Annotated in this window: 27 protein-coding genes and 1 pseudogene; 23 read left to right on the top strand and 5 right to left on the bottom strand. The window is 67.9% G+C overall.

From position 1 onward, the window contains the following. Nucleotides 1-5 precede the first annotated feature (5 nt). Nucleotides 6-1,061 (bottom strand): anthranilate phosphoribosyltransferase, encoded by a 1,056-nt coding sequence (gene trpD, locus NWFMUON74_RS24005; RefSeq protein ID WP_187684047.1) that lies wholly within the window; start codon nucleotides 1,059-1,061, stop codon nucleotides 6-8. A 260-nt stretch (nucleotides 1,062-1,321) separates the two neighbouring features. Between trpD and ctaE the strand changes: the two genes are divergently transcribed. The 4 genes from ctaE to qcrB all read left to right on the top strand — a co-directional run bounded on the left by ctaE (nucleotide 1,322) and on the right by qcrB (nucleotide 5,766). Next, nucleotides 1,322-1,933: an aa3-type cytochrome oxidase subunit III gene (gene ctaE, locus NWFMUON74_RS24000; protein WP_187684046.1), complete on the top strand. Its 612-nt coding sequence runs from the start codon at nucleotides 1,322-1,324 to the stop codon at nucleotides 1,931-1,933. Nucleotides 1,934-2,001: 68 nt separating this feature from the next. Continuing rightward, the gene (qcrC, locus tag NWFMUON74_RS23995; RefSeq protein WP_187684045.1) at nucleotides 2,002-2,883 is read left to right on the top strand and encodes a cytochrome bc1 complex diheme cytochrome c subunit; all 882 of its coding nucleotides are present in this window, start codon (nucleotides 2,002-2,004) and stop codon (nucleotides 2,881-2,883) included. 35 nt (nucleotides 2,884-2,918) lie between these two features. Next, nucleotides 2,919-4,064, top strand: coding sequence for a cytochrome bc1 complex Rieske iron-sulfur subunit (gene qcrA, locus NWFMUON74_RS23990; protein ID WP_187689390.1), 1,146 nt, complete (start codon nucleotides 2,919-2,921; stop codon nucleotides 4,062-4,064). A gap of 73 nt (nucleotides 4,065-4,137) precedes the next feature. Continuing rightward, entirely contained in the window at nucleotides 4,138-5,766 is a 1,629-nt protein-coding gene (qcrB, locus tag NWFMUON74_RS23985) for a cytochrome bc1 complex cytochrome b subunit (protein WP_187684044.1), read from the top strand. Nucleotides 5,767-5,882: 116 nt separating this feature from the next. Here the strand turns inward: qcrB and NWFMUON74_RS23980 are convergent, their stop codons facing one another. Further along, entirely contained in the window at nucleotides 5,883-6,158 is a 276-nt protein-coding gene (locus tag NWFMUON74_RS23980) for an Lrp/AsnC family transcriptional regulator (protein ID WP_187684043.1), read from the bottom strand. A gap of 243 nt (nucleotides 6,159-6,401) precedes the next feature. Continuing rightward, complete coding sequence (locus tag NWFMUON74_RS23975; RefSeq protein ID WP_232110563.1) at nucleotides 6,402-6,737, bottom strand: hypothetical protein; 336 nt, start codon at nucleotides 6,735-6,737, stop codon at nucleotides 6,402-6,404. A gap of 157 nt (nucleotides 6,738-6,894) precedes the next feature. Here NWFMUON74_RS23975 and NWFMUON74_RS23970 point away from each other — a divergent pair, with 157 nt between their 5' ends. From NWFMUON74_RS23970 to NWFMUON74_RS23940, 7 genes are all read left to right on the top strand, one after another. After that, nucleotides 6,895-7,683, top strand: coding sequence for a helix-turn-helix transcriptional regulator (locus NWFMUON74_RS23970; RefSeq protein WP_187684042.1), 789 nt, complete (start codon nucleotides 6,895-6,897; stop codon nucleotides 7,681-7,683). A gap of 18 nt (nucleotides 7,684-7,701) precedes the next feature. Further along, the gene (locus NWFMUON74_RS23965; protein ID WP_187684041.1) at nucleotides 7,702-8,277 is read left to right on the top strand and encodes a class IV adenylate cyclase; all 576 of its coding nucleotides are present in this window, start codon (nucleotides 7,702-7,704) and stop codon (nucleotides 8,275-8,277) included. A gap of 21 nt (nucleotides 8,278-8,298) precedes the next feature. Continuing rightward, complete coding sequence (locus NWFMUON74_RS23960) at nucleotides 8,299-8,931, top strand: GDSL-type esterase/lipase family protein (RefSeq protein WP_197986904.1); 633 nt, start codon at nucleotides 8,299-8,301, stop codon at nucleotides 8,929-8,931. 337 nt (nucleotides 8,932-9,268) lie between these two features. Further along, nucleotides 9,269-9,574, top strand: a complete 306-nt coding sequence (locus NWFMUON74_RS23955; RefSeq protein ID WP_187684040.1) for a transposase — start codon at nucleotides 9,269-9,271, stop codon at nucleotides 9,572-9,574. Nucleotides 9,575-9,576: 2 nt separating this feature from the next. Continuing rightward, nucleotides 9,577-9,939, top strand: coding sequence for an IS3 family transposase (locus NWFMUON74_RS23950; RefSeq protein ID WP_187683990.1), 363 nt, complete (start codon nucleotides 9,577-9,579; stop codon nucleotides 9,937-9,939). Continuing rightward, nucleotides 9,881-10,465: an IS3 family transposase gene (locus tag NWFMUON74_RS23945; protein ID WP_187689379.1), complete on the top strand. Its 585-nt coding sequence runs from the start codon at nucleotides 9,881-9,883 to the stop codon at nucleotides 10,463-10,465. The genes NWFMUON74_RS23950 and NWFMUON74_RS23945 overlap by 59 nt, the downstream gene beginning before the upstream one ends. A 70-nt stretch (nucleotides 10,466-10,535) precedes the next feature. Next, on the top strand, nucleotides 10,536-10,901 hold the full coding sequence (locus NWFMUON74_RS23940; protein ID WP_232110562.1) for a phosphotransferase family protein: 366 nt from the start codon (nucleotides 10,536-10,538) through the stop codon (nucleotides 10,899-10,901). A gap of 181 nt (nucleotides 10,902-11,082) precedes the next feature. Here NWFMUON74_RS23940 and NWFMUON74_RS23935 read toward each other — a convergent pair whose 3' ends face one another. Beyond that, nucleotides 11,083-12,987, bottom strand: coding sequence for a DEDD exonuclease domain-containing protein (locus tag NWFMUON74_RS23935; protein ID WP_232110561.1), 1,905 nt, complete (start codon nucleotides 12,985-12,987; stop codon nucleotides 11,083-11,085). Between the two features lie 551 nt (nucleotides 12,988-13,538). On the opposite strand from NWFMUON74_RS23935, the gene NWFMUON74_RS23930 reads away from it, so the two are divergent. From NWFMUON74_RS23930 to NWFMUON74_RS23885, 10 genes and pseudogenes are all read left to right on the top strand, one after another. After that, complete coding sequence (locus NWFMUON74_RS23930; protein WP_187684038.1) at nucleotides 13,539-14,123, top strand: C40 family peptidase; 585 nt, start codon at nucleotides 13,539-13,541, stop codon at nucleotides 14,121-14,123. Nucleotides 14,124-14,299: 176 nt separating this feature from the next. After that, the gene (locus NWFMUON74_RS23925; protein ID WP_232110560.1) at nucleotides 14,300-15,340 is read left to right on the top strand and encodes an NlpC/P60 family protein; all 1,041 of its coding nucleotides are present in this window, start codon (nucleotides 14,300-14,302) and stop codon (nucleotides 15,338-15,340) included. An 84-nt stretch (nucleotides 15,341-15,424) separates the two neighbouring features. Next, a complete protein-coding gene (locus NWFMUON74_RS23920) occupies nucleotides 15,425-16,480 on the top strand; it encodes a hypothetical protein (protein WP_232110559.1) in 1,056 nt (351 codons plus the stop codon). 143 nt (nucleotides 16,481-16,623) lie between these two features. Next, nucleotides 16,624-17,775, top strand: a complete 1,152-nt coding sequence (locus NWFMUON74_RS23915) for a glycosyltransferase family 4 protein (RefSeq protein ID WP_187684036.1) — start codon at nucleotides 16,624-16,626, stop codon at nucleotides 17,773-17,775. Nucleotides 17,776-17,797: 22 nt separating this feature from the next. Continuing rightward, entirely contained in the window at nucleotides 17,798-18,175 is a 378-nt protein-coding gene (locus NWFMUON74_RS23910) for a polyketide cyclase / dehydrase and lipid transport (RefSeq protein WP_187684035.1), read from the top strand. Between the two features lie 76 nt (nucleotides 18,176-18,251). Further along, nucleotides 18,252-18,689, top strand: a complete 438-nt coding sequence (locus NWFMUON74_RS23905) for an SRPBCC family protein (protein WP_187684034.1) — start codon at nucleotides 18,252-18,254, stop codon at nucleotides 18,687-18,689. An 8-nt stretch (nucleotides 18,690-18,697) separates the two neighbouring features. Next, entirely contained in the window at nucleotides 18,698-20,011 is a 1,314-nt protein-coding gene (locus NWFMUON74_RS23900) for an ArsA family ATPase (protein ID WP_232110558.1), read from the top strand. Between the two features lie 517 nt (nucleotides 20,012-20,528). After that, the gene (locus tag NWFMUON74_RS23895) at nucleotides 20,529-20,885 is read left to right on the top strand and encodes a hypothetical protein (RefSeq protein WP_187684033.1); all 357 of its coding nucleotides are present in this window, start codon (nucleotides 20,529-20,531) and stop codon (nucleotides 20,883-20,885) included. Next, a pseudogene (locus NWFMUON74_RS23890) lies at nucleotides 20,882-21,847 on the top strand (ROK family glucokinase); the annotation flags it as partial. The gene NWFMUON74_RS23895 and the pseudogene NWFMUON74_RS23890, both read left to right, overlap by 4 nt. 968 nt (nucleotides 21,848-22,815) lie before the next feature. Then, entirely contained in the window at nucleotides 22,816-23,541 is a 726-nt protein-coding gene (locus tag NWFMUON74_RS23885; RefSeq protein ID WP_187684032.1) for a lysophospholipid acyltransferase family protein, read from the top strand. 203 nt (nucleotides 23,542-23,744) lie between these two features. Here the strand turns inward: NWFMUON74_RS23885 and NWFMUON74_RS23880 are convergent, their stop codons facing one another. Then, nucleotides 23,745-24,242: a polyadenylate-specific 3'-exoribonuclease AS gene (locus tag NWFMUON74_RS23880; protein WP_187689385.1), complete on the bottom strand. Its 498-nt coding sequence runs from the start codon at nucleotides 24,240-24,242 to the stop codon at nucleotides 23,745-23,747. A gap of 126 nt (nucleotides 24,243-24,368) precedes the next feature. Here NWFMUON74_RS23880 and NWFMUON74_RS23875 point away from each other — a divergent pair, with 126 nt between their 5' ends. Together NWFMUON74_RS23875 and NWFMUON74_RS23870 are read left to right on the top strand one after the other, a co-directional pair. Then, nucleotides 24,369-25,754 carry a class II 3-deoxy-7-phosphoheptulonate synthase gene (locus tag NWFMUON74_RS23875; protein ID WP_187684031.1) on the top strand — a complete coding sequence of 462 codons (1,386 nt, stop codon included), beginning with the start codon at nucleotides 24,369-24,371 and terminating at the stop codon, nucleotides 25,752-25,754. Between the two features lie 19 nt (nucleotides 25,755-25,773). Further along, entirely contained in the window at nucleotides 25,774-26,073 is a 300-nt protein-coding gene (locus tag NWFMUON74_RS23870; protein ID WP_187684030.1) for a hypothetical protein, read from the top strand. Nucleotides 26,074-26,164: the final 91 nt, after the last annotated feature.

Here is a 26,164-nt window from a genome sequence, read left to right as displayed (position 1 = left end):
CACCGTCAGTCGTCCGCGAACCGATTGGTGAAGGCGACCCACCGATCGAGCAGTTGTGCCGCCGCGCCGGAGTCGACGGTGCGCGCGACGCGTTCGAGGGCGGCACCCAAGGCGTCGTGGATGTCCCCGCCCGCGAGTTCCGGCGTCAGCTCGTGGGCGACGATCGCGGCCGCCGAATTCACCAGCACGGCATCGCGTACCGGCCCCGGCTGACCCGCCAGCATGTTGCGCGCGATGACGGCGTTGGTGTCGGCGTCGCCGCCGCGCAGCGCCTCCTGCGGCACCCGGGGGATACCGATCCGGGTCGGATCGATGGTGGTCTCGGTGAGGTGCCCGGCCGCGACCACCCAGACGTCGGTGGTGTCGGCCGTGGTGATCTCGTCGAGGCCGTCGTTGCCGCGCACCACCAGCGCGTTGCTGCCGCGTTCGGCGAACGCGCCCGCGATCACCGGTAGCAGGTCGGCGAACGCGCACCCGATCAGCCCGGCGCCCGGCTGGGCCGGATTCGTCAGCGGGCCCAGCACATTGAACACGGTCGGGATGCCGATCTCCTTGCGCGCGGGACCGGCGAACCGCAGCGCGGGGTGGAACAGCGGCGCGAAACAGAATCCGATGCCGACCTCGTGCACCGAGCGCGCCACCGCCTCGGGCCCGAGCGCGATCCGCACCCCGAGCGCCTCCAGCACATCGGCGCCGCCGCTCTTGGACGAGGCCGCCCGGTTGCCGTGCTTGACCACCGGAATCCCGGTCGCGGATACCACGATCGCCGACATCGTGGAGATATTGACGGTGCCCGACCGGTCACCGCCGGTGCCGACGATGTCGACCGCGCCGACCTCCAGCGACACCCGGCGGGCGTGACCGAGCATGCCCTGCGCCATGCCGGACAGCTCCGAGGCGGTGGGGCCCTTCATCTTCATGGCGATGCCGAACGCGGCGATCTGGGCCTGGGTGGCGTTGTCGGAGAAGATCTCGTCGATCGCCCACGCCGCCTCCTCCGTGGTCAGATCGACCCCATCGGTGAGGGCCCCGAGGATCTGGGGCCAGGTGCGCGCGCTCATCAACGTCTCCTGTCCGGATTCGCACATCCAGTGCCGCGTAGCAGCCTAGTGGGCGCGGCGATTTCTTTTCCCGGCCAGCCGCCCCGAGACCCCTGGTGACGATGGGTGCGCGAGCCCGCCGGACCGCTCCCGAACTGGGTGTTCGCGTGACACGCCGAGGAGGTGGTGAGACCTCGTCTCGCCGTGCGATTTCCGACACGCGACCCCAAGTTTCGTACCCGGCTTAGCCTGTCGTACTACGACGAGTCATACTTACCCGCGTGACGACCGCAGTAGGGACCCCAGGATCGGCCATTACTCAGCGTGTGCACTCGCTGAACCGGCCCAACATGGTCAGCGTCGGAACCATCATCTGGCTGTCGAGCGAGCTGATGTTCTTCGCCGGCCTCTTCGCCATGTACTTCGTCGCCCGGGCCCAGGCTCACGGCAACTGGCCGCCGGAACCGACCGAGCTGAACCTGAAGCTGGCCGTCCCGGTCACGGCGGTGCTGGTCGCGTCGTCGTTCACCTGCCAGATGGGCGTGTTCGCGGCGGAGCGGGGCGACGTCTTCGGGCTGCGGCGCTGGTATGTGCTGACCTTCATCATGGGCGCGTTCTTCGTGGGCGGTCAGGGCTACGAGTACATGAACCTCGTGCACGAGGGCACCTCGATCTCGAGCAGCGTGTACGGGTCGGTGTTCTACATCACCACCGGTTTCCACGGTCTGCACGTCATCGGCGGTCTCATCGCGTTCCTCTTCCTGCTGGTCCGCACCAGGATCAGCAAGTTCACGCCGGCCCAGGCCACCGCGGCGATCGTCGTCTCCTACTACTGGCACTTCGTCGACATCGTGTGGATCGGGCTGTTCGCCACGATCTACTTCGTCCGCTAGGACCTCCTGGTCTTCGACGAGCACCAGCCTCAGCATCAGTCGGTTCCGTCTACTTCAAAGGGACACAGATGAGTTCATCTCCTCCGTCAGCGCCAGATCCCACCAGCCCTGGGGTCGGCAGCGCTCGGGACAGCCAGGCCACCAAGACCCGCAAGCAGCGCCGGATGCGCCGTCGGCTGGCGGGCGGCCTGGTGCTGCTGATGGGTCTTGTCGGTGCCGGGTTCGCGGCGTCGGCGCTGACCCCTCGCGCGCAGGTCGCGACGGCGAACGAGGACCAGTCCGCGTTGATTCGCGAGGGCAAGCAGATCTACGACACCTCCTGCATCACCTGCCACGGCGCGAATCTGCAGGGTGTGCAGGACCGCGGCCCCAGCCTGATCGGCGTCGGCGAGGCGGCGGTGTACTTCCAGGTCTCCACCGGTCGCATGCCCGCCGCTGCCAACAGCTCGCAGATCGTGCGCAAGCCCGAGAAGTTCGACGAGCGCCAGACCGACGCGCTGAGCGCCTACGTCGCGGCCAACGGCGGCGGCCCCACCGTGGTACGCGACCCGAACGGCGAGATCGCGCAGGAGTCGCTGATCAAGGGTGCCGACCTGGGCCGCGGCGGTGAGCTGTTCCGGATGAACTGCGCGTCCTGCCACAACTTCACCGGCAAGGGTGGCGCGCTGTCGTCCGGCAAGTTCGCGCCGCCGCTCGGCCCAGCCAGCGAGCAGCAGATCTACACCGCGATGCTGACCGGCCCGCAGAACATGCCGAAGTTCTCCGATCGGCAGCTGTCGCCGGAGGAGAAGCGCGACATCGTCGCCTATGTCAAGGACCGCACCGAATCCAAGCCCGAGGGCGGCTACGGTCTCGGCGGCTTCGGCCCCGCGACCGAGGGCCTGGCCATCTGGGTCGTCGGTATCGTTGCCCTGGTCGGCTCGGCGATGTGGATCGGATCCCGCTCATGAGCGAGCGCGAGACCAACGAACAGGAGCGAAACGACATGGGGCGGCCTGAGGACGGCAAGCCTGGGGACGACCTGAACCCCACCGAGGAACAGCTCGACGCGATGACGCAGGAGGAGCTGGTCGCCCTCGGCACCAAGCGCGACGGGGTGGACGTCGTCTACCGCGCGCCGCGCTGGCCGGTTCCGGGCACCAAGGCGGAGAAGCGGGCCGAGCGGCAGGTGGCCTTCTGGTTCGCGGTATCCACGCTCGCCGCGCTGGCGCTCATCGGGGTGTTCCTGTTCTGGCCCTGGGAGTACAAGAGCCGCCACGAGGACGGCGCGGGCATCTACTCGCTGACCACGCCGCTCTACGGCATCACGCTGGGCGTCGCGGTGCTGGCGATCGGTATCGCGGTGGTGCTGATCCGCAAGAAGTTCATCCCGCAAGAGATCTCGATCCAGGACCGCCACGACGGCAAGTCGCCCGAGGTGGAGCGCCGCACCTTGGCCGCGCAGCTCAAGGACGCGGCCGAGACCTCGACGCTGGGCCGCCGCAAGATGATCACCCGCACCGCGGGCCTGGGCGCGGGCGTGCTCGGCGTCGGCGCGCTGTTCCTGTTCGTCGGCGGCTTGATCAAGAACCCGTGGGCCAAGGGCGACAAGTCCCCGCTGTGGGTGTCGGGCTGGACGCCGGACTACCCGGGCCAGACCATCTACATCCGCAAGGACACCGGCCGTCCGGAGGATGTCGTGCTGGTGCGTCCGGAGGATCTCGACGCCGGCGCCATGGAAACCGTCTTCCCCTGGAAAGAGGAGTGGCGGGGCGACGAGCACGAGACCCTGCAGTCGCTGCGCGGCATCCGCAACGCGGTCATGCTGATCCGGCTGCGCACCGAGGACGCGCAGAAGGCGGTCAAGCGCAAGGGCCAGGAGAGCTTCAACTACGGCGACTACTTCGCCTACTCGAAGATCTGCACCCACCTGGGCTGCCCGACCTCGCTGTTCGAGCAGCAGACCAACCGGATCCTGTGCCCCTGCCACCAGTCGCAGTTCTCGGCCACCGAGTGGGGTAAGCCGGTCTTCGGTCCCGCCGCCCGCGCGCTGCCGCAGCTGCCGATCACCGTCAACTCCGAGGGCTACCTGGTCGCCAACGGCGACTTCATCGAGCCGCTCGGACCGGCTTACTGGGAGCGTCGTTCATGAGCGAGCTTGCGAGCGAATCATCGACACAGCGTGCAGGGCACATGCGTGCACCGAGCGCTAGCGAGGTGCAGGCATGAGCCCGAGCAAGATTGCCGCACAGGCAAATGAGATGGACGAGCGCTACCGCGCGGCGGCGTTCGTCAAGCGGTCGATCAACAAGGTCTTCCCGACCCACTGGTCGTTCCTGCTCGGTGAGATCGCGCTGTACGCGTTCATCATCCTGCTGCTGTCGGGTGTGTACCTGACCCTGTTCTTCGATCCGTCGATGAGCGAGGTCGTCTACGACGGCGCGTATCAGCCGCTGCGCGGCGTCACCATGTCGCGCGCCTTCGAGACCGCCCTGGACATCTCCTTCGAGGTGCGCGGCGGCCTGTTCGTGCGGCAGGTGCACCACTGGGCGGCGCTGCTGTTCGCGGCGTCGATCATCATCCATCTGTTCCGCATCTTCTTCACCGGCGCGTTCCGCAAGCCGCGCGAGGCGAACTGGGTGATCGGCTCGCTGCTGCTGATCCTGGCGATGTTCGAGGGCTTCTTCGGCTACTCGCTGCCCGACGACCTGCTGTCGGGTACCGGTCTGCGCGCGGCGTTCTCGGGCATCACGATCGGTATCCCGCTGATCGGCACCTGGTTGCACTGGCTGATGTTCGGTGGCGACTTCCCGGGCGAGATCATCATTCCGCGCCTGTACATCGCGCATGTGCTGCTGTTCCCCGGCATCATCCTGGCGCTGATCGCGGCGCACGTGGCGCTGGTGTGGTACCAGAAGCACACCCAGTTCCCCGGCCCCGGCCGCACCGAGAAGAACGTGGTGGGCGCGCGCATCGTGCCGGTGTTCGCCGCCGACCAGGGCGCGTTCTTCATGTTCACCCTCGGCGTAGTCGCCATCATGGGCGGCGTGCTGCAGATCAACCCGATCTGGAACCTGGGTCCCTACAACCCCTCTCAGGTGTCGGCGGGTTCGCAGCCCGACTTCTACATGATGTGGACCGACGGCCTGGCGCGTCTGATGCCGCCGTGGGAGTTGTATCTGGGCCGCTACACCGTTCCGGCGGTGTTCTGGGTGGCGATGATCATGGGCCTGGTGTTCATGGTGCTGATCGCCTACCCGTGGATCGAGAAGCGGCTCACCGGTGACGACGCCATTCACAACATCGTGCAGCGGCCCCGCGACGTGCCGGTGCGGACCGCGATCGGCGCCATGGCCATCGCGTTCTACCTGGTGCTGACCCTGGCGTGTGTCAACGACATCGTGGCCTTCAAGTTCGACATCTCGCTGAACGCGACGACGTGGATCTTCCGCATCGGGCTGCTGGTGGCGCCGCCGCTGGCCTACTTCCTGGCCTACCGGATGTGCCTGGGCCTGCAGCGCAGCGACCGCGCGGTGCTGGAGCACGGCATCGAGACCGGCGTGATCAAGCGACTGCCGCACGGTGAGTACATCGAGGTGCACCAGCCGCTCGGCCCCGTCGACGGCCACGGCCACCCGATTCCGCTGGAGTACCAGGGCGCGCCGGTGCCGAAGAAGATGAACAAGCTCGGTTCGGCCGGCAAGCCCGGCCTGGGTTCGTTCCTCCGCGCCGACCCCGCCGAGCAGGCCGAGGAGCTCACCTCCTACGAGAAGCAGGAGCACCACAAGCAGCTGGAGATTCTGGCCGAGTACCAGGATCAGGTCAGTGGCAAGGGTGACAAGCACGGGCACTGAGTCCGGGTAAGCAACCGGCCCCGAGTCGATCGACTCGGGGCCGGTTCTTGTTGCCGTCCCGTCCGCGGTGGCCCGCGCCGGGCCTTACTCGATGGCGGGCGGGCGTTGTTCGTCAGTTATTCGCCGATGGAGAATCCGGCCTCGACGTCCGCCTGAGAGTAGGACTTGAACGCTATATGCGTGGCGGTACGCAGCACACCCGCCGTCTTGTTGATCCGTCCCGTCACCACCTCCGCGATCTGCTCATGGTCCCGCACCCGCACCACCGCGATCAGATCGACATCTCCCGCACACGAGTACACCTCGGCCACGCCGTCCAGACTGGCCAGCGCCTGCGCGGTCTCCGGAATGCGGGCAGCCTCGGCATGGATCAACACGATCGCGGTAATCATGGGTTCGAGTCTATTGCGCGCCGGGATGCGGGGACCTCGGCACCGCACCCGGAGTCCGGCTTGATCCGGCCCGCCTCGACCAAGCTCGAAACGCGGCGCTCTTACGCGCGCAGTCCTCCACTCGGCACTCCAGATGCATCTGCATGATCGCGTGGGCGTGGTGAGGCGTCAGCGGTCCGATCGGCGCGCTGTATGTCCACCAGAACGCGGACATTTCCCGCCCGCTCTGCCCCCGGTCGGTCGTCACGCGAATACACCTTCCCGCAACGCCGTCCAACGAGCGAAACTAAGCCGCGGAGAACACGTTTCGATCTCAGCGACGTACAGCACCGCGTTCAGCACAAGCGGGCTCAAATGCCCGGGTGACGGCGTGATCACCACATCGACATCAGCCGCCCGCACCTGGTCCACTAGCGGAATCACCGATGGCTCCGGCCAAACCACCACATACCCGAGATGCCGCGCCAGGCGGCGCACCTGGGCTCGGTCCCACATCGGAGCATCGGATACCTCGGTTTCTACCCAACCCAGCGCAGTCGGCTGATGGCGCATAACATTGCCTTTCTCATGGCGGTACACCGTGGCGGATCGTCGCTGTACGACTTGCGGCCCACTCGATTCACGCTGCGGAATCGCGTGCCCATATCGAGCAAACCCGGCCCCGCACCAGGCAAGAAAGATGGCAAGTCGACCGAAACCGGCTTGCCATGGCCATGCGGTGAGTCAGAATGAGCCAATGAGCAGGGGGCCGACCGACACAGCGAGCCGTGCGGCACAACCGACGGCTGCCGTTGCCGACGAACTTGCACGTGAAATCAAACGTTTGCGGCTCGACGCGGGTATGAGCCAGCGTGAATTAGCGGCCAGGGTAGGGTATTCACGCCAATACGTCTCCATGGCCGAGTGGGAGAACAGTGGTCTTCCATCAGCAGAGCTTGTCTCGGCTATCGACATGGCGCTGTGCGCCGGTGGCGAGTTGACAGCATTGCGTGCCGAGGCCGGATCGTCGCGCAAGCGAGCCGAAATCAGCACAACGTACCGCTCTCAGGCCGAAGCCACGCGGGAGATTCGGGGCCTGACTGTCAACGCCGACACGATCGACGTTATGGCAATCAGAGGATTGGGGATTCTTGGCCTCAATGGTTCGCTACTACGCGATTCGATACCGGAAGGAGCAAGAATTCGGGTGCTGTTATTGGACCCGGAGTCCGAAGCGGTAGCCGCACGAGCCGAGTCGATCGGAGAGTCGGTCGAGTCCTTTACGGCGGGCATACAGCTGTCGATAGCGCGCATCAAGGAACTCGCGGATACCGGAAGATCAGTCGCGATCTACACATACAGCCATGTCCCGGTGTGGCGGATTATCAAAATTGATCACGTTCTCTTCGTCTCGGCGTTCACGGTGAATCGCGAAGGTCACGCCGCACCCACACACCGCGTGGAGCCCAACGACCAGGGAGTGCTGCACAGCGCATTCATAAGTACGATGGAACAAGCTCTGTTGAGCGCGACCCGTATCATTTGAGCCGGTTGGAGTCGATTCATGATAGAAGCGGAATACAAAGCACGGCTCAGCAACCCGGAAGCGGTTCGCGCGAAGCTGCAGGAGCGAACCGGATCCGAGACGGTTTCCTACCGAGATGTATATTTCGACTGCGATGGCAAACTCGGTGGAGATGGTCGGGAATTCCGTTTGCGAACCATCAGTGGTGAGGACGAAACTCGACACCTGCTGACCTACAAGGACCCTGCCGTCGACTCCGAGACCGGCTCCAAACCCGAGTTCGAGACCGTAGTTGGCGAGCGGGAGCAGACCGAGGAAATCATCGCGCGGCTGGGGTACACACCCGTCATAGAGCTGACAAAGCGGTGCGAGAACTTCCGGTTCGTCAGCCATGGCCACGAACTGCTCGCGACATTCGTAACAGTACCCGAGATCGACGGCACATTCCTCGAGCTGGAGGCGCAAGCCGCTGAGAAGAACGTCGACGCCGTTCTGCGTGATCTCCGGGCCGTGCTGGCCGAACTCGGTGTCTCGGAAGAGGAGCTGACCACCGAGCTTTACACAGATGCCGTCGCGGAAGCACGCAAACGATCGGATTCATCGCATGATCGTTAACCCCTCCGCCTTTACTGTTCTGTGTTTCGGCGCTCGAACACTTTCGGCCAACGCGCGGAAGGGCCTGGTAGATGGCCTATTGACATTCGCTGGACTGGTCGGCTCCAAGAGCTATTGGGAGACGGGTATTCGATTATCGAGGAAGGTCTTGGGGGCCGTACGACAGATTTGGACGACCCGGAGCGTAACGATCGAAATGGGCTTACGTATTTTCAACGATGCCTGCGCAGCCATTCGCCGTTGGGCATAGTAATTATCATGCTTGGGACAAACGACCTCAAAGCCAGGTTCGATCGAAGCCCGGATAATATCGCCGCCGCGCTGGATAGTTACGTGGACTGCATTGCGAGCACGGCTTGGACCCGCACAGGTGGCGTGCCCGTAACCCTTTTGGTCGGCCCCATTCATCTCGATGCTACCAAGCCTGGGTTTGTCGAGAACAGTTCGGAATACAATGCTGATTCGGTATGCAAATCACGTGCGCTCGCCGCGGTGATAAGCCGCCTCGCTGACAAACGTGGCGCTCTGTTCTTAGATGCGTCTACCGTTGCGCACGCGGGGTACGATGGAACGCATCTGAGCTCTGAATCACACGAATCGCTTTCAAGGTTGATCGCCCAAGAAGTTCGTACAAGAAATTACCCTTCGGCCTGACCATAATATTGCCCACAACCTTTGTGGAGAACCTGCCATGATCGTTCGTGAATTCCTGTCATATCCAGCTGCTACGTCGATAGCACCGGTCGTGGCGTCCCAGCTCCTTTCTCGAGGCTTTTCGCCACGCTTGCATCACGCAGGCCCGAGCCTCGAAGAGTGGGAGGCCGAGCTGGCTCGATATGGCACCGACTACATGAGCCACGGCGCGGCGGTGATTCAGCAGCGGTTGGCAGCGGACCTCGCTGTGCTGCAACAACAGTGGGAGACTCTGAGGTTCCCCCGCTTTCACGGAGAGCTCTGACGTGGTCCGATAGGGGCCGGAAGGAGTTCATCAGTGGCAGCATCGAAGAAGTATCCGGACGAGTTGAGGGCTCGGGCGGTCAGGTTGTATCGGGATGCGGATCCCAAGCCGACGATCCGGAAGCTGGCCGCGCAGCTGGGGGTGCATCACGAGGCTCTGCGGAACTGGATCCGCCAGGCCGAAGCGGACGCCGGCGAGCGTAGCGATCGGCCGACGACCGACATGGCCGAAGAGAACAAGCAACTACGCAAGCGGGTCGCTGAACTCGAACGCGTGAACGCCGTATTGCGTGATGCGAGTGCGTATTTCGCGTCGGAGCCCGGCCAGACCCGGAGGTGATCGTGCGGTTCGTGAAAGATCACCCGCAGCACTCGGTCGAGCTCGTATTGCGGGTGCTGGGCATCGCGTCGTCGACGTTCTATGGATGGCTGGCCCAGGCCAAGAACCCCTCGCGGCGGCGGCTGGCCGACGAACAATTGCTGGCTGAGATCGTCGATATCCACACCAGCTCCGGCGGCACCTACGGATCGCCGCGAGTGCACGCGATGCTGCGCCGCCGCGGTATCGCGGTCGGCCGCAAACGAGTCGAGCGGCTGATGCGGCGGGCGGGGCTGCAGGGCGCGTTCCTGCGTAAGAAAATGGCGTATTCCCTCGACGCGGCAGGACCGCCGCGCCACGCCGGCACCGGATCTGGTCAACCGTGACTTCACCGCGGACACCCCGGACCGGTTGCGGGTGGCGGATGCGACGCGGATCCCGACCGGCGAGGGCGTGTTCTGGCTGGCGGCGGTCCGGGACGCGTTCTCCAACCGGATCGTGGGCTGGAAATGCTCCGACCGCTGCGACACCGAGCTGGTACTCGGGGCCCGGGAATACGCGGTGTGGGTGCGGGATGTGCGTGACGGACAACTGGTCCATCATTCCGATCGCGGCTCGACCTACACAGCCATTCGGTTCGCAAACAGGTTGGCCGACAACGGAATAGCCCAGTCGATGGGGTCGGTCGGAGACAGCTACGACAATGCGCTCATGGAGAACTTCTTCTCCACACTGAAGACCGAGCTGGTGTACCGGAACTCCTGGCGCACAAGGGAAGACGCGGAGAACGCCTTGTTCTCCTACATCGACGGCTGGTACAACACCCAGCGCATCCAGAAGAAGCTGGATTGGCGATCACCCGACGAGTACGAAGCCAGCTACCATCAACGGGTTCTGGCCGGAACCAGATAATCCGCTCTCCGGCTCGGCGGGGGAACCTCAGTGGGACCTTTACAACGAGATCGACGCGACCGAGCATTGCGTGATTCACGGGGACGCGTGGCAAGGGAACCTTGTCGTACCGCGTTCGACCGATCCTGTTCTGCTCGACCTCGACAAAGTATCGCTGGGTCAGCGCGAGTGGGATCTCGTGCAGTTGGCGGTCGACTACACGGACTTCCGGCGGATCACCGATAGCCAGTATCGAGACTTTGTCGATGCCTATGGAGGCTACGACGTAACCCGATGGTCGGGCTATCGTGTGCTCGCCGACATACAAGAGCTTCGGTGGGTAGGTTTCGCGATCGGTCGAACAGACTCCGGGCGAGCTGCTGCTGCCGAGGCCCATCACCGCATCGCGTGTCTGCGAGGATCAATACCGAAGCCCTGGACCTGGACGGCGCTCTGAACATTCGAGCCGAAAATTGACACCATTTCGGCTGCTGTGCGGTGGGCGATCGAGTTCGGGGCGATGGTGAGGGGGAGTCAGGGACCGACGAAGCTGTAAGTGGTGGTAATCCGGAGTTCGTCAGGGGGGTGTGTACCGGAGTTCTTACAGGGGAAGTGTGTAGCTGTGAGCGCCACGGCCCTCAGGTGTGGGAGGTGTAGTCCTGGCCCAAAGCCTCTGTGCGGGTAGCGGATTCGGCTCGGCCCAGCCAGGAGAGCCAGGTGCCTGCGCCGAGGCGGGGTTCGTGGTAGCCGTCGGTGGTGCGGACTATGCGGGTGCCGGGTTGGTCGAGCCAGCGGGTGATGAGGGCTGTTTCCTCCGGTGGGGCGCCGCGGAGGGGTGGGTAGCGCGGGTCGGAGAGAGGGTCGTGGTGCGGGGTGAGGTCGAGTTCCAAGCTGGGGTTTTCGGCCTGGGGGACCGGTGGGGAGGCCGGACCGTCGTCCGGTGTGTGGCGCGGGCGTGCCGGATCGCCCGGGGCCGTGTCGGATCTGGCGGGGAGGACGGTTTCGGCGGAGGCGACCAGGGATTCGACGATCGGCATGGGGGCGGTGCCGCGGGCGGCGGTGCCCGCGGCGGCCAGGCGGCCGTAGCGGACGACCGCGAATTCCCAGCCGCCGGAGCCGTCGGGGCGGGCGGCGATCAGTTCGGCGATGCGGGCCAAGGCCGCGAGGCGCTGGGTCCGGCGCAGGGCGCGCACGAGGGCGGCGAGGTGGTCGCGTAGCCGGGCCGCGCCCTCGAAATGTTCGGCGGCGGCGTAGTTTTCGATCCGGTCGCGGATCAGCCGCAGTGGTGCGTCGCTGCGGCCGGTGAACAGGTCGCGCACCGCTCGCGGTGCCCCCGCGTACTCGTCGGCGTCCCGCAGCCGTCCGTCGGCGCTCGCCGGGCAGCCGCCGACCACCGCGGGCGGGCAGTCGCCGCCGTGCCGGGCGTGCCGGGGGAGGCGCGCGGTGCAGGTGCGCAGGCCGCAGTATTCGGATACGAGGGCGGCCACCTCGGCGGCGTCGGCGCGGGAATGGAACGGGCCCAGCGCATCCCACGTCGGCGTGCGGGTGATCGCGAAGCGGGGGAAGGGCTCGGCGGTGAGCGTCAGCCACCAGGCCCGCTTGGGGAATTTCGAGCGCCGGTTGTACGGCGGCGTGTGCGCGACCAGCAGCCGCAGCTCGCGCACCCCGGCCTCCAGGCCGTGCGCACAGGGCACGTGGTCGACCCGGGTCGCCAGCGCCACCATCTCCCGCATGCGGGTGCGCGTTTCGGAGCCGGTGAAGTAGCTGCGCACGCGCCGGCGCAGATTCACCGCCGTCCCTATATAGAGGACTTCGTCCGAGGGCCCGCGGAACAGATACACCCCGGGGACCGCGGGCAGGTCGGCGGCGAGGAAGCGCTTGGACCGCTGGCGGCGGCTCACCTCGGGCAGATAGTCGATCAATTCGGTGAGGCTGTGCACGCCGAGATTGCCGACCCGCTCGATCAGCGCGTGCAGCACGTCCACGGTGGCGCGAGCGTCGTCCAGCGCGCGGTGGGTCGGGCGGGTGGACGCGCCGAGCAACTGCGCCAGCGCCGACAGGCGGACGGTCGGGGCCTCGTCCCGGGCCAGGATCCGCCGGGCCAACTGCACCGTGCACAGCACCTGGAACGCGGGCCACGCGGCCGCGCATCGCGCGGCCGCGGCCTTCAGGAATCCGGTGTCGAAGCGGGCGTTGTGCGCGACCAGGACTGCGCCCGCGGCGAATTCGAGGAATCCGGGCAGCACCGCCTCGATCCGCGGCGCGTCCAGAACCATCGCCGTCGTGATCCCCGTGACCTGGATGATCTGCGGCGGGATCGCGCACCCCGGATTCACCAGCGTGGCGAACTCGCCGAGCACCTCGCCGCCGCGCACCTTGACCGCGCCGATCTCGGTGATGGCGTCGCGTTCGGGGCTGGTGCCGGTGGTCTCCAGGTCGACGACGACGAAGGTGGTGTCGAACAGCGGCGTATCCAGATCGTCGAAGGCCAGCTGAGCCGGACGCGGACCGCCGGGCGTCGCATCGAATGCGGTCGGGGGCACGGCGTGCAGCGTAAGGCGGGGGTCCGACAGGTACGTCCCGGTGCGGCGATGCGCCTCGACCAACCTCGAGGTTTCGAGATGCGAGGTTCGGATTGCCGGATTATGCGGAAATGTGACCAGGGTCACATTCATTTAGAAAACGAATCAATCGCCGACGTGCCCTCGATAAGGTCCGTGCCCGGATTCGGGCGTGTCGCCGCATGTCGCCCGCGCAGATCACGCTACACAAACCGATCGGTTGTCTTGCTGTCGGAACGGCATCATCGACGTGCCGATTCCATGAATTAACGCCGCGTGCACCCGTGATCGAGCCGGACTGCCGCCACGCCCGTCGGCAGAAGCGAATCCGCTGGTAGTCGCGTTGCGTTATCTGTTCGTGATTGGTGCGAGATATGTCACAGTCCGGGAGCGTCGAATTCATGAATTGATCGCCATGTGTCCGGTCGCGGCTTTACAACGGACCGTTATGTGCTCGTAATCTTCCTGAGACCTCACGGAGTCCGACGCACCACCGGGTGCGGCGTCGTGGGGCAGATGAGGAGTACCGCATCATGGCGATCAAGCGACAGGTTCAGGGGCTGCCTCGCACGGCCCAGCGGGCCGTTGCGGCCGGAGCCTTTGGCGCAGCAACCCTCAGCGCACTGCTGCTGCCCTCGGCGCCCGCCTCGGCCGCGCCGGTCACCGTTCCGGGCGTCGGAAGCTTCGACGTGCCGGACGAGGTTCTCGCCCAGATTCCGCCGGGTGTCCTCCCCCCGGGCATCGAACTGCCCGGCTTCGCCCCCGCGCCGCAGCAGTCGGTCGGCCAGCGCGCCGCCGATGCCGCACTGACCCGGGTCGGCACCCCGTACGCCTACGGTGCCACCGGACCGGACGCTTTCGACTGCTCGGGCCTGGTGCAGTGGTCCTATCAGCAGGCCGGTGTCGACCTGCCGCGCACCAGTTATGCCCAGCTCGAGTCGGGTTCGCCGGTGTCGGAGAGCGATCTGCAGCCCGGTGACGTGGTGTCGTTCTACGGCGGCAGCCATTCCGGTCTGTATGTCGGTGACGGCAACGTCGTGCACGCCTCCACCTACGGCCAGCCGGTGTCCGTCGCGCCGATCTCGTCGATGCCCTACGCCGGTGCGCGCCGCTACTGAGTTCGCTCGTGATCGATTTGTGGCCTACTGGACACAGACGGTCGCCGTTCCGTAACCTTACCGAGACCTTCGTGAGTTCCACCTCCGCATAGCAGGTCATCCGCGGATCCGACGTCAGCGAGAACGGGGCACGGCAGGCAGTGACAGCGCACCGCAACAACCGAACCAGACGCCTGGTGGGTGGGTCACTGGCAGTAGGGGCCTTGGTGTTCGGAACCTGCTCCGGTGGCGGGGCAGGGGCCGACCCGGTGGCCCAGCCGACCAGCGCCAGCGACGCCGTGCAGCGGCTGATCGAGCTGTCGCATCAGGCCGAGCAGCTCAATCAGCAGGCGCTGGCCGCGCAGTCCGATCTCGAGGTCAAGCAGGGCGTCGCCCGCGACGCCGACACGAAGCTGGCGGGCGCGACCGGTGCGGTGGACGCCGCGCTGGCCGAGGTCCGCAAGTACCAACCGGCCATCGACCGCACCGCCGTCGCCGCCTATCAGGGCGCGCGCACCAACCGGCTGTTCTCGGTCCTGGTCAGCGATTCACCGCAGCAACTGCTGGACCAGATGTCGACCTTGGACGTCATGTCCACCCAGACCGCCGAACAGGTGGCGCAGTACAAGAAGGCGACCGACGCGGCCACCGCCGCACAGTCGGTGGCCCGCACCGCATCCGACTCCGCCCGCGCCGCCGCGCAGCAGGCCGACACGGTTCGCGCCGATCTCGAACGCAAGCGTGCCGAGCTGCAGGGTTCCATCGCGCAGGTGATCGGGGCGTGGGGTCAGTTGTCCGCCGGCGACAAGTCGGCGCTGTCGGGCACGTTGTTCCCGCCCGGCTTCGACCGGGACCGGCTGCTGAGCGGCCTGGTTCCCGGCAGCGGCACCAGTGCGCTGGCCGCGGGTCTGACCCGGGTCGGCGATCCGTACGTCTGGGGCGCCACCGGACCCGATCAGTTCGATTGCTCGGGCCTGGTGCAGTGGGCGTTCCATCAGGTGGGCATCAACCTGCCGCGCACCAGCCAGGCGCAGGCGGGAGTGGGCACACCGGTGGGGCGGCAGGAGCTGCAACCCGGCGATGTGGTGTTCTTCTATTCCGACGCTTCGCATGTGGGCATCTACGCGGGTAACGGCCTGATGCTGCACGCCTCGACCTTCGGCGTTCCGGTCGCGGTGGCTCCGATGGACTCGACCCCGTACCACTCCGCGCGTCGATACTGGATGGGAATGCAGTAATCACACCGAGGTGAGCGTGAGCGAGCGTAGCGAGCGAGCGAGTAACCGGGGGACCGGCCACGGCCGGAACAACGACAGCGCCGCGTGCGGGCGAGAGCGGGTCACGCGCTCGGCCGCCGTCGGGGCCGCGAGGTGACCGCCTGGGGGCGGGCCCGTGGCTGGTTCGGGGCGCGGCGGCGCTTCGAGTTCGTCGCCACCGTCGCGATGATCATCGCCCTGACCGCGGCGATCGGGGCGCTCCTACTGCTGCCCAAGGCCGCGCTGTCGCGGATGCGGCCGATGCCGGCGATCGCGGAGGCCGCCGCGCCGATCGACCCCGATCCGCAACTGGCGGAGCTGCGCCGGGTGATGGAGTCCTACGGACCCGTTGTGACACAGCAGGTTTCCGGCGACGACGGTCGGTTGTCGGCGGTCCTCGGGCATCCGCGCCAGCGCGGCGACATCGACACACTGGCCCGGGAGATCGGACCGGCCGTCACCGAGATCACCGAACTGTGGGGGCCGGACTGGGCGCAGACGGCGGTGGTGGCGATCGCGTCCGGGCCGGCGGAATTCGCGGCGCTGACACACGCGACGGGCATGGTGTCGCCGTCGGTCGCGGCGGCCTCGGTCGCGGACCCGTTCCTGCCGGGCACCCGGCCCACCGGACAGCGTGTCGTGTTCGGGCCGGATGCCGGGCGCAGGCTCGGATCCCAAGGGCTGCGGGATACGTTGCGGCACGAGCTGACTCATGTCGCCGCGCGGGCACGGACCGTCGACGGGTCGCCGCAGTGGATGCTCGAGGGCTTCGCCGAATACTCGGCCCGCCGTGACGAGCACGAGTCGTTCACGCAGCAGGCGCCGCTGCTCGCGGCCCGCGCCAGATCCGGCGAACTACCCGCCGAGTTGCCCGCCGACGCCACCTTCGCCCCCACGGCCGGTAACGACGCCGCGCTGGCCTACGAACAGGCCTGGTCCGCGAACGCCTTCGCGGCGGGCGAATTCGGCGAGCCCAAGCTGGTGGAACTGTATCGCCGGGTGGCGACCGGTCCGAAGGATGCCGACGCGCTCGACGCCACCCTGCGTGCCTGCCTCGGCGTCGGCTACCGCGACTTCGTCGACCGCTGGCGCGCCTGGCTCGAGTCCCGCATCGACTCCTGACCAGCGCTGTCCCGGCTTCGGCGCGTGGGGCGGGACCCATCGGCCCATTCCCCGCATGGGCGAGTGTGCTTGGCGCAAAGGTGTTTTCGCGGTCACCCACCCCGAGGTCAGGGGGCGGTTATGCGGCAATAGACTCGGGGCCCATGGCACGCACCCTGCTGGTTACCAACGACTTCCCGCCGCGGCCGGGGGGTATCCAGTCGTACGTGCACGCGCTGGCGCTGCAATTACCGCCCGACGAGTTGGTGGTGTACGCGCCGCGCTGGCGCGGTGACAGCCATCTGCGCTTCGATGCCGAGCAGCCGTTCCAGGTCGTCCGGCATCCGACGACGCTGATGCTGCCGACCCCGCTGGTGCTGCGGCGGGCCGCGAAACTGCTGCGCGACGAGCGGTGCGACACCGTCTGGTTCGGCGCGGCCGCACCGCTGGCCCTGATGTCCCCGCTGCTGCGGCGGGCCGGGGCGCACCGGATCGTGGCCAGTACGCACGGGCACGAGGTGGGCTGGTCGATGCTGCCGGCGGCGCGCCAGTCGCTGCGGGCGATCGGCGACCACACCGACGTGATCACCTACGTCAGCAAGTACACACGGCGGCGGTTCGCGGCCGCGTTCGGCCCGCAGGCGGCACTGGAGTACCTGCCGCCCGGCGTCGACACCACGGTGTTCCGCCCGGATCCGGCAGCGCGAGAAGAACTTCGGGCCCGCTACCGACTGGGCGACCGGCCGACCATCCTGTGCCTGTCCCGGCTGGTGCCGCGCAAGGGGCAGGACATGCTGATCCTCGCCATGCGCGAGATCAAGGATCGGATCGACGGCGCGGTGCTCGTGATCGCGGGCGGCGGTCCCTACGAGGAGAAGCTGCGGGGACTGGCGCAGGCCCTGGATCTTTCGGACGACGTGGTGTTCACCGGCCGGGTGCCGGCCGCGGAACTCGCCGCCCACCACACTCTCGCCGACGTGTTCGCGATGCCGTCGCGCACCCGCGGCGCCGGTCTGGATGTCGAGGGCCTCGGCATCGTCTACCTCGAGGCCTCGGCGACCGGGGTGCCCGTGGTGGCGGGCGACTCCGGCGGCGCGCCCGAAACCGTGCGCGAGGGACGCACCGGACACGTGGTCGACGGGCGCTCGCAGAGTCAGATCGCCGACGCCGTCGTCGCGATCCTCGCCGACCGCGATGCCGCCGCTCGCATGGGGGCCGCCGGTCGGAAGTGGGTGTCCGAACACTGGCGCTGGGACGTGCTCGGCGGTCGGTTGCGCACGCTGCTGGATGGGAGCGTGCGATCGAACCGCCGGTAGCCGGTGGGTTAGGCTCACCGGCATGAGCACTGTCCAGGTTGCCGATCAGACCTTCGTCGCCGCGCCCGGTACCGCGGTGGCCGAGGTGCTGTCCGACCGCGGCCGGTGGCGGCTGTGGTGGCCCGACCTCACCCTCGACGTCCGGGAAGACCGCGGCGACAAGGGAATTCGCTGGACCGTCGCGGGCCCGATGGACGGCACCATGGAGGTATGGCTGGAGCCCTGCCTGGACGGCGTCATCCTGCACTACTTCCTGCACGCGGAACCCGGTGACGCGTCCCGGTTGTCGGCGCGCGACCTGGCGGCGCTCAACCGGGCCCGGCGGGTCGCGGGCAAGAAGATGTCGTTCGAGATCAAGGCCCGCCTGGAGGCCGGCCGCGCCGCCGGAACGGCGCCGTGATCGCTCTCCGCTAGCCGCTCCGTCGCTCGAAACCTGTTCTCCCGCACCGCGAGTCGGAAAGGAAACGCTGCCAGTCATGGCCGACCGGACCCAGAGGTCGATCATCATCGACGCGCCGTCGGATCGGGTGATGAGCGTCATCGCCGACCTGGAGTCGTATCCGGAGTGGGTGTCCGCGGCGCGGTCGGTGGAGGTCGTCGACAAGTTTCCCGACGGGCGTGCCCGCACCGCGCGTTTCGTCCTCGACGCCGGTGTCGTGAAGGACACCTACCTGCTCTCCTACACCTGGCGCCCCGACGGCAAGGCGGTGAGCTGGCAGCTGATCAGCGGCGAACTGCAGAAGGCGCAGGACGGCACCTACGAACTGATCGATCAGCCCGACGGCACCACCCAGGTGGTGTACGAGCTGACCGTGGACCTGACGATCCCGATGATCGGCATGTTCAAGCGCAAGGCCGAGAAGGTGATCACCGATACGGCGCTCAAGGAACTCAAGAAGCGGGTCGAAGGCTGACGGGCCCGGTGGCGGCGGACCGGCCGACGGGACGGACCCGCCTCGAATTGTTCATCGGCAAGGGCGGGGTCGGTAAGACGACGCTCGCGTGCGCGACGGCCATGGCGCACACCAGGTCCGGGGAGCGAGTGCTGGTCGCCTCGCTGGACCAGGCGCACTCGCTCGGCGACGCGCTCGGGTTCCGGTTCCGGCACGACCCGGGCACCGTCGCCGGGGTGGCGTCGGTGCTGCCCGGGCTCGACGTCATCGAGATCGATTCACTGGAGTTGCTGGAGGATCGCTTTCGCGACGTGCTGCGCCTGCTGGGCAACGGCGGCGCGCACGACCACGGCGTCGACCTGTCGACGCTGGACCCCGCGGAGCTGACCGGGCTGCCCGGAGTTCAGGAACTGCTGATGCTCACCGAGATCGCGGGATTCGCGGACGAGGACGACTGGGACGTGATCGTCGTCGACTGCCCGCCCTCGGCCGATATGTTGCGCCTGGTCACCGCGCCGGAGACGCTGCTCAACTATCTCGACCGGGTGTGGCCGGCGCATGCCAGGGCGCTCAGCGCGGGTGGGCGGGACCTGCGGCGCGCGGTGCTGGCGGTGACGGCCGAACGGGTCGCGACCGCCGTCGCCGAGGTCCGCGATCTGCTGGCCGATCGCGGCCGCACCGGAGCGCGGCTGATCACCGGTGCGCAGCGGGTGGCCCTGGCGGAGACCGCGCGGGTGCGATCGGCCGCGGCGCTGCTGGGCCTGCGCCTGGACGAGGTGATCGTGAACAAGGTGCTGCCGCCCGTGCCCGACACCGAATCGGCGCATCCCGCGGTGCGGTGGTATCAGGCCCGCCGCGCCGAACAGTCGGAGGTGATCGAGGAGCTGCGGCGGCGGATGGCGGGCGTCCCGGTCTCGGTGTCGTACCACAGCGGGCCCGAACCGGTCGGGCTCGATCAGCTGACCGATTTGTCGTACGCGGTGGATTCGCGCGCGAACCGGGCAATACCGGAAGCAGACCCTATGCTTGGCGACACGACGAACACCGCGGAGCCGAGCGACATCGATATCGCGGACTCCCGTCCCGGCGAGCCGGTGGTGCGGCTCGAGTCGGGTGCGGGGCCGCGGTCGGTGTTCACGCTGCGGATGCGGTTACCCGTGGTCGACCCGGCGACATTGCGACTGGGACGAGTGGAGGACGATTTGATCGTGGGAGCGGACGGAGTGCGGCGCCGCATGCGCCTGGCCCCGGTATTGCGCCGATGCACGGTCGACGGCGCCGAACTCGACGGCGACCACCTGATCGTCCGCTTCCGCCCCGATCCCCAAGTGTGGCCGCGATGAGCGCACCCAACGAGGTTCCGGAATGAACGACTATCCCGACGGCCACACCCCGGGCGGCAGGCCCACCAACCACCGCCGCACCGGTCGCAGAAGGCCATGGTCCGACCGCGTCACCCCCGGCGGCCCCGATCGTGAGTTCACCCGCCGCCGCGATCCGGAAGCCACACCGCCCGCGGGCGGCGCAGGCGCCCACCCGCGTGACACCCCGGTCGGCCGCGACGACAGCGCGTCGAGTGGATCGGAGCGCCCGCGAGGCACTTCGTCAGCGGATCCGCGAAGCCATGACTCACGCAGTGGGCGCGGCGTACCGAACGACGAAACGGTCGGTGGGCGCGGGCCCGCCACGGGTTCGGGTGCGGCGCAAGGTGCCGAGCGGGATGGTCGCGATGGGGAAGCGGCTGGGGCGCGAGGGTTTTCGGGTTCGGGTTCGCGAGGTGGCGGGCAGGGGGCTCGGGGTGGGGAAGCCTCTGGTGCAGGCGGGTTTTCGGGGGCGAAGGAGCATCGGCACGAGGATCAGTTGGGGGAGCTGGTCGAGGAGTTGCGGATGTTGGCGGAGACGTTGTTGGAGCGGGTGGAGCCGGTGTTGCGGCGGGCCGCTGCCGACGGCCGGGTGGAGTGGGACGGGTGTAGCTGGTGCCCGATCTGCGCGGCGGCCGCGCTGGTGCGGGGTGAGCACCACGATGTGGTCGCGACGCTGGCCGAGCACGGCACGGCCGTCGTGACGGTGTTGCGCGAGGCGCTGGCGGGGATCCCGGTGGAGCCGGTCTTGCCGGATCCCGAGCCGGAAAGCGAAGCGCCACAGGGTGATCCGCGAGCACAGCCGTCCGGCACCCGGCCCGGGTACGTCTCGATTCCGGTGCAGATCAAGGTATGACGACCCGGAACGGGCGGAAGGCCCCGCTGACCGTCGGCATCGATGTCGGCGGCACCAACATCCGCGCGTCGGTGGTCGACGGGTCCGGCGAGGTGCTCGACACCGTGCAGGCCCCGACCCCGCACGCCGCGCGCGCCCTGGAGGACGGGCTGGCGCGGGCCGTGCGCGAGCTGCGGTCCCGGCACGAGATCGGCGCGGTGGGGCTCGCGGTCGCCGGATTCGTCGACGAGACCAGGTCCTCGGTGCGCTTCGCCCCGCATCTGCCGTGGGAGGACAGCGCCGTGGCGGACCGCCTGACCCAGCGGCTGGGCCTGCCGGTGATCCTCGAGCACGATGCCAACGCGGCGATGTGGGCGGAGTACCGGTTCGGCGCGGCGGCGGGCGCGCACAACGGCGTACTGGTGGCGATCGGCACGGGGATCGGCGCGGCGCTGCTGGTCGACGGGCGGCTGTATCGCGGAAGTTACGGTGTCGCACCGGAACTCGGCCACCTGCAGGTGGTGCCGCAGGGCCGGGCGTGCCCGTGCGGCAAGCGCGGCTGCTGGGAACGGTATTGCAGCGGAACGGCTCTGGTGGACACCGCCATCGAGATGCTGGCCACCGACCCGATGCGCTCCACCATCCTGGCGCGCGAGGTATTCGCCGATCCGGGCTCGCTGACCGGTCGCAAGGTAGCGGGCGCCGCCCACGACGGCGACCCGGTGGCCCTGCAGGTGATGGCCGATTTCGCCCGCTGGCTCGGCCTGGGCCTGGCGTTCGTCGGCGACATCTTCGACCCCGACCTGATCGTGATCGCCGGCGGCGTAAGCTCCTCGGCCGCACTGTTTCTCGACGACGCCCGCGAACACTACGCCGCCGCCGTCACCGGCGCCCGCCACCGCCCCCTCGCCCGCATCCGCACCACCCAACTGGGCGAAGCGGCGGGCATGATCGGCGCGGCGGAACTGGCCCGCGCGGCCCTGAACCCACCCGCCTCCACCACCCACCGCGAATCCACCGGAGTCGACAACGGGCCCAGCACGCCCCGTGCGACCGCCGCGACAGCCGAGCGGTCCGGCCGTGTAACGGGTGGGCAGCGTGAGGTGGAGCGGTCCGGTCGAGCGACGGGTGAGCAGCGTGAGGTGGAGCAGCCGGGCGGAGCGACAGGTGGGCAGCGTGAGGTGGAGCAGCCCGGCCGAGCGACGGTTGAGCAGCGCGAGGTGGAGCGGTCCGGCCGAGCGACCGGTGCGCAGCGTGACGCTGCTGCTGTGAGTGAGGGGCCGGGGCGTGTGGCGGGTGGGCAGCGTGACGCTGTTGCTGTGGGTGAGGGGTCGGGGCGTAGGGCGGATGGGCGGGGGGAGGATGCGGAGGAGGGAATCGGTTCCGAGACCGATGATCGGGAGGCGCGTTCCGCCGGTCGTTCTCGCGCGCAGCGGGGTGGGGTCAAGGCGTCGCAGCCACAGGCGAACAGCGGCAAGGTGACTCGTGCGCAGGCGAACGGTGGCGCGGGGCGGGGGGCGGGGAACTCCGGGGGCCGGGGTCCGGGGGCCAGGACCGGAACTCGGCGACGGTAATCGATTCCCCGGCAAGCGGTTCGGAGCGCGCGAGGCGGGTATGGCGGGAAAGAGGTGTCTCGCGGCGGGCGCCGGTCCGGGTGCCGGGTGCGGCCGTGCCGAATCGGCCGGGTGCGGCGCCCGGATCGGACGGCTCGCCACGAGACCCTCACCGGTCGCCTTGCCGACCACCGCCGAGCCTGCGCATCGCGGCCCTCGGGCGGTGCCGTCGCGGTCGGCGATCCGGTGCCGGCGAGCAGGCTCGCGAGTGTGAGTTCCGGCCGTGTGAATTCGTGCGTGCGGGCTTGGTCACAACTCGGCGGCGGCGGTAGAGTCGGCAGCGACGGAGGTGCCTGCAAGGAGGCCGGTCCCGTACAAGATCACTGGGAAAGGACGCGATGTTCTACTGGCTGCTGAAGTTCGTTCTGGTGGGACCGCTCTTGCACCTGATCAACCGGCCCGAGGTCGAAGGTGTGGAGAACATCCCGACAAGCGGCCCAGCCATTCTCGCCGGCAACCATCTGTCGTTCACCGACTGGCTGTTCACTCCGCTGCTGAGCCCCCGCCGGATCACCTACCTGGCCAAGGCCGAATACTTCACCACCCCCGGGCTGAAGGGCCGGTTGCAGAAGTTCTTCTTCTCCGGCACCGGCCAGTACCCGATCGACCGCAGCGGCGCCGACGCGGCCGAGTCCGCCCTCAATACCGCGCGCAAGCTGCTGGGTGAGGGTCGGCTCGTGGGCCTGTACCCCGAGGGCACCCGCTCGCCCGACGGGCGGCTGTACAAGGGCAAGACCGGTGTGGCACGCCTCGCCCTGGAGACCGGCGTCCCGGTGATCCCGGTGGCGCTGATCGGCACCGACGAGGTGTGCCCGCCCGGTCCGTTCCGGTGGCGCCCCCGCAAGGTGACGGTCAAATTCGGTGCGCCGATCGACTTCTCCCGTTACGAGGGCATGGGCGGCAACCGCTTCGTCGAGCGCGCCGTCACCGACGAGATCATGTACGAGCTGATGCGGATGTCGGGTCAGGAGTACGTCGACGTCTACGCCGCGAGCCTCAAGCAGGGCGTGCCCTCGGGCAGCCGCCCGGACGCCGACCGAGTCCCCGAGACGCTGGCGAGCTGAGACCCCTCGCGCTGGCGAGCTGGGATGCCTTGCGTTGGCGAGTTGGGATGCCTTGCGTTGGTGAGCTGGGACGGCTTGCGTTGGCGAGTTGGGATGCCTCGCGCTGGTGAGCTGGGACGGCTTGCGTTGGCGAGTTGGGATGCCTCGCGCTGGCGAGCTGAGACCCCTCGCGCTGGTGAGCTGGGACGGCTTGCGTTGACGAGCTAGGACGCCTCGCGCCGCCGATACGCCTCGATGGCCTCGTACTTGGCCAGGTTGTGGCGGGCATCGGCGAGCGCGTCGTGGGCGTCGGCGGGCACCGGCGGTAAGGGCGGACGCCCGGCCATCTCCCAGTGCTGCCGTAACTCGTTGGTATAGCGGGGTAACGCGCTGGGCAGATCGACCATCGAGCCCCACAGCTGGCACAGCACCACGTGGTCGTAGGCCCCGACCCAGGCCCACAACTGCGGTTCCACACTCGGCCGCGGCACCAGGAAACGGTAGAGATCGTCCCGGATCTGGGCTCGGCTGCGCCACAGCGGCGAGGCCGGTGACGGCAGCTTGGGCAGCACGTTGCGCCGCACCCACGGCCCGGCCCGGCCGGCGTCGAATTCGCTCGACACCGCGTAGTATTCGCGCCCGTCCTCGCAGACCACGCCGATCGAGACGAGGTCGATGATTTTCCCGTCCTCGATGAATTCGCAGTCGTAAAAGTATTTCAGCGCGATCGCCCCTCGTGGTCGGCCGGACATCTGGCTTCTCGAGGTTACGGGCCGCGCGAGTGGGTTCGTCCACGCCCCCTACCTCCGGGTTACCACAGGGTCGCGCGGGGTCATTATCCTGAGCAGGTGAACTGGACCGTCGACGTACCGATCGACCGCTTGCCGGAACTGCCTCCGCTGCCTGCCGAGCTTCGTCGGCGACTCGACGACGCGCTCACGCGCCCCGCCCTGCAGCAGCCCTCGTGGGATCCGGACCTCGCGTCGAAGATGCGCACCGTGTTGGAGAGCGTGCCGCCGCTGTGCGTGCCCGCCGAAGTGGAAGAATTGCGTGAGCACCTCGCCGAGGTGGCGCGCGGCGAGGCGTTTCTGCTGCAGGGTGGCGACTGCGCGGAGACCTTCGCGGACAACACCGAACCCCATATCCGCGGCAACATCCGCACGCTGCTGCAGATGGCCGTGGTCCTCACCTACGGCGCCAGCCTGCCGGTGGTGAAGGTCGGCCGGATCGCGGGGCAGTACGCCAAACCGCGTTCGTCCGACACCGACGCGCTGGGCCTGCGGTCCTACCGCGGCGACATGGTGAACTCGATCGCCGCCGACGCCGCACTGCGCGAGCACGACCCGTCGCGGCTGGTGCGCGCCTACGCCAATGCCAGCGCCGCGATGAACCTGGTGCGCGCGCTCACCGGCGCCGGCATGGCCGACCTGCACAAGGTGCACGACTGGAACCGCGATTTCGTCGCCAAGTCCCCGGCCGGCGCCCGCTACGAGCAACTGGCCGAGGAGATCGACCGCGGCCTGCGATTCATGAACGCCTGCCGCGTGCAGGATCCCAGCCTGCAGTCGGCGAAGATCTATTGCAGTCACGAGGCGCTGGTGCTCGACTACGAGCGCGCCATGCTGCGGCTGGCGGAGAATGCCGCGGGCGATCCGGTGCTCTACGACCTGTCGGCGCACTTCCTCTGGATCGGGGAGCGCACCCGTCAGCTCGACGGTGCGCATATCGCGTTCGCCGAACTGCTGGCCAACCCGATCGGTCTCAAGATCGGCCCGACCACCACGCCGGAGCAGGCGATGGAGTACGTCGAGCGGCTCGACCCGAACAACGAGCCCGGGCGGCTGACCCTGGTGGCCCGGATGGGCAACACCAAGGTGCGCGACGTGCTGCCGCCGATCATCGAGAAGGTGCAGGCCACCGGTCATCAGGTGATCTGGCAGTGCGACCCCATGCACGGCAACACCCACGAGTCGTCCACCGGTTACAAGACCCGTCACTTCGATCGCATCGTCGACGAGGTGCAGGGTTTCTTCGAGGTGCACCACGCGCTCGGCACCCACCCGGGCGGTCTGCACATCGAGCTGACCGGCGAGAACGTCACCGAATGTCTCGGTGGCGCCCAGGACATTTCGGACCTGGATCTCGAGGATCGGTACGAGACGGCGTGCGACCCGCGGCTGAATACGCAGCAGTCGCTGGAGCTGGCGTTCCTGGTCGCGGAGATGCTGCGGTGAGAACGATGGACCTCGAGCGTTGAACGTCGTCTTCCGTGAGATCGGAACCCTGCGCGTCGGTCCGGCGGATCGCCACATCCTGCGTTTGCTGCGCGATCGCGACCGCGACGGTGTCCCCTCGGAGGTGGTGTTGCGCGACGGCAGCCGGTTGCTGATCTTCAACATCTCCTGGGGTTTCGACCCGTCCGCCGAATCGGCCCAGGTCACCACGAATATCAGCCCCAGCGTCGGCGGTATGCCGGTGGATGTGTTCAGCACCTCGGCCGTGGTCGCGATCAACGATCCGGAGACCGGGACGCCGCTGCTCGCGGTGGCGTGACGGCAGACAGCGGGTTAAAAGTTAGCTGAATTGTTGCTGACCTCCGTCGGCTGGGTTAGGTTCTAAGGCATCCGTTGCCGGTGGCAACGGT

The organism is Nocardia wallacei (assembly GCF_014466955.1).
Classification (GTDB): Bacteria; Actinomycetota; Actinomycetes; order Mycobacteriales; family Mycobacteriaceae; genus Nocardia; species Nocardia wallacei.
The sequence above is the reverse complement of the archived record's forward strand: the minus strand, read 5'-3'. Positions and strand labels throughout refer to the sequence as shown.

What these genes read in the sequence shown, in the direction of transcription:
- qcrA (WP_187689390.1), top strand. Translation starts at nt 2,919, where the DNA reads ATGGGGCGGCCTGAGGACGGCAAGCCTGGGGACGACCTGAACCCCACC.
- NWFMUON74_RS23910 (WP_187684035.1), top strand. Translation starts at nt 17,798, where the DNA reads ATGAGCACTGTCCAGGTTGCCGATCAGACCTTCGTCGCCGCGCCCGGT.
- NWFMUON74_RS23980 (WP_187684043.1), bottom strand. Translation starts at nt 6,158, where the DNA reads ATGATTACCGCGATCGTGTTGATCCATGCCGAGGCTGCCCGCATTCCG.
- trpD (WP_187684047.1), bottom strand. Translation starts at nt 1,061, where the DNA reads ATGAGCGCGCGCACCTGGCCCCAGATCCTCGGGGCCCTCACCGATGGG.
- NWFMUON74_RS23970 (WP_187684042.1), top strand. Translation starts at nt 6,895, where the DNA reads ATGAGCAGGGGGCCGACCGACACAGCGAGCCGTGCGGCACAACCGACG.
- NWFMUON74_RS23930 (WP_187684038.1), top strand. Translation starts at nt 13,539, where the DNA reads ATGGCGATCAAGCGACAGGTTCAGGGGCTGCCTCGCACGGCCCAGCGG.
- NWFMUON74_RS23905 (WP_187684034.1), top strand. Translation starts at nt 18,252, where the DNA reads ATGGCCGACCGGACCCAGAGGTCGATCATCATCGACGCGCCGTCGGAT.
- NWFMUON74_RS23885 (WP_187684032.1), top strand. Translation starts at nt 22,816, where the DNA reads ATGTTCTACTGGCTGCTGAAGTTCGTTCTGGTGGGACCGCTCTTGCAC.
- qcrB (WP_187684044.1), top strand. Translation starts at nt 4,138, where the DNA reads ATGAGCCCGAGCAAGATTGCCGCACAGGCAAATGAGATGGACGAGCGC.
- qcrC (WP_187684045.1), top strand. Translation starts at nt 2,002, where the DNA reads ATGAGTTCATCTCCTCCGTCAGCGCCAGATCCCACCAGCCCTGGGGTC.
- NWFMUON74_RS23915 (WP_187684036.1), top strand. Translation starts at nt 16,624, where the DNA reads ATGGCACGCACCCTGCTGGTTACCAACGACTTCCCGCCGCGGCCGGGG.
- NWFMUON74_RS23965 (WP_187684041.1), top strand. Translation starts at nt 7,702, where the DNA reads ATGATAGAAGCGGAATACAAAGCACGGCTCAGCAACCCGGAAGCGGTT.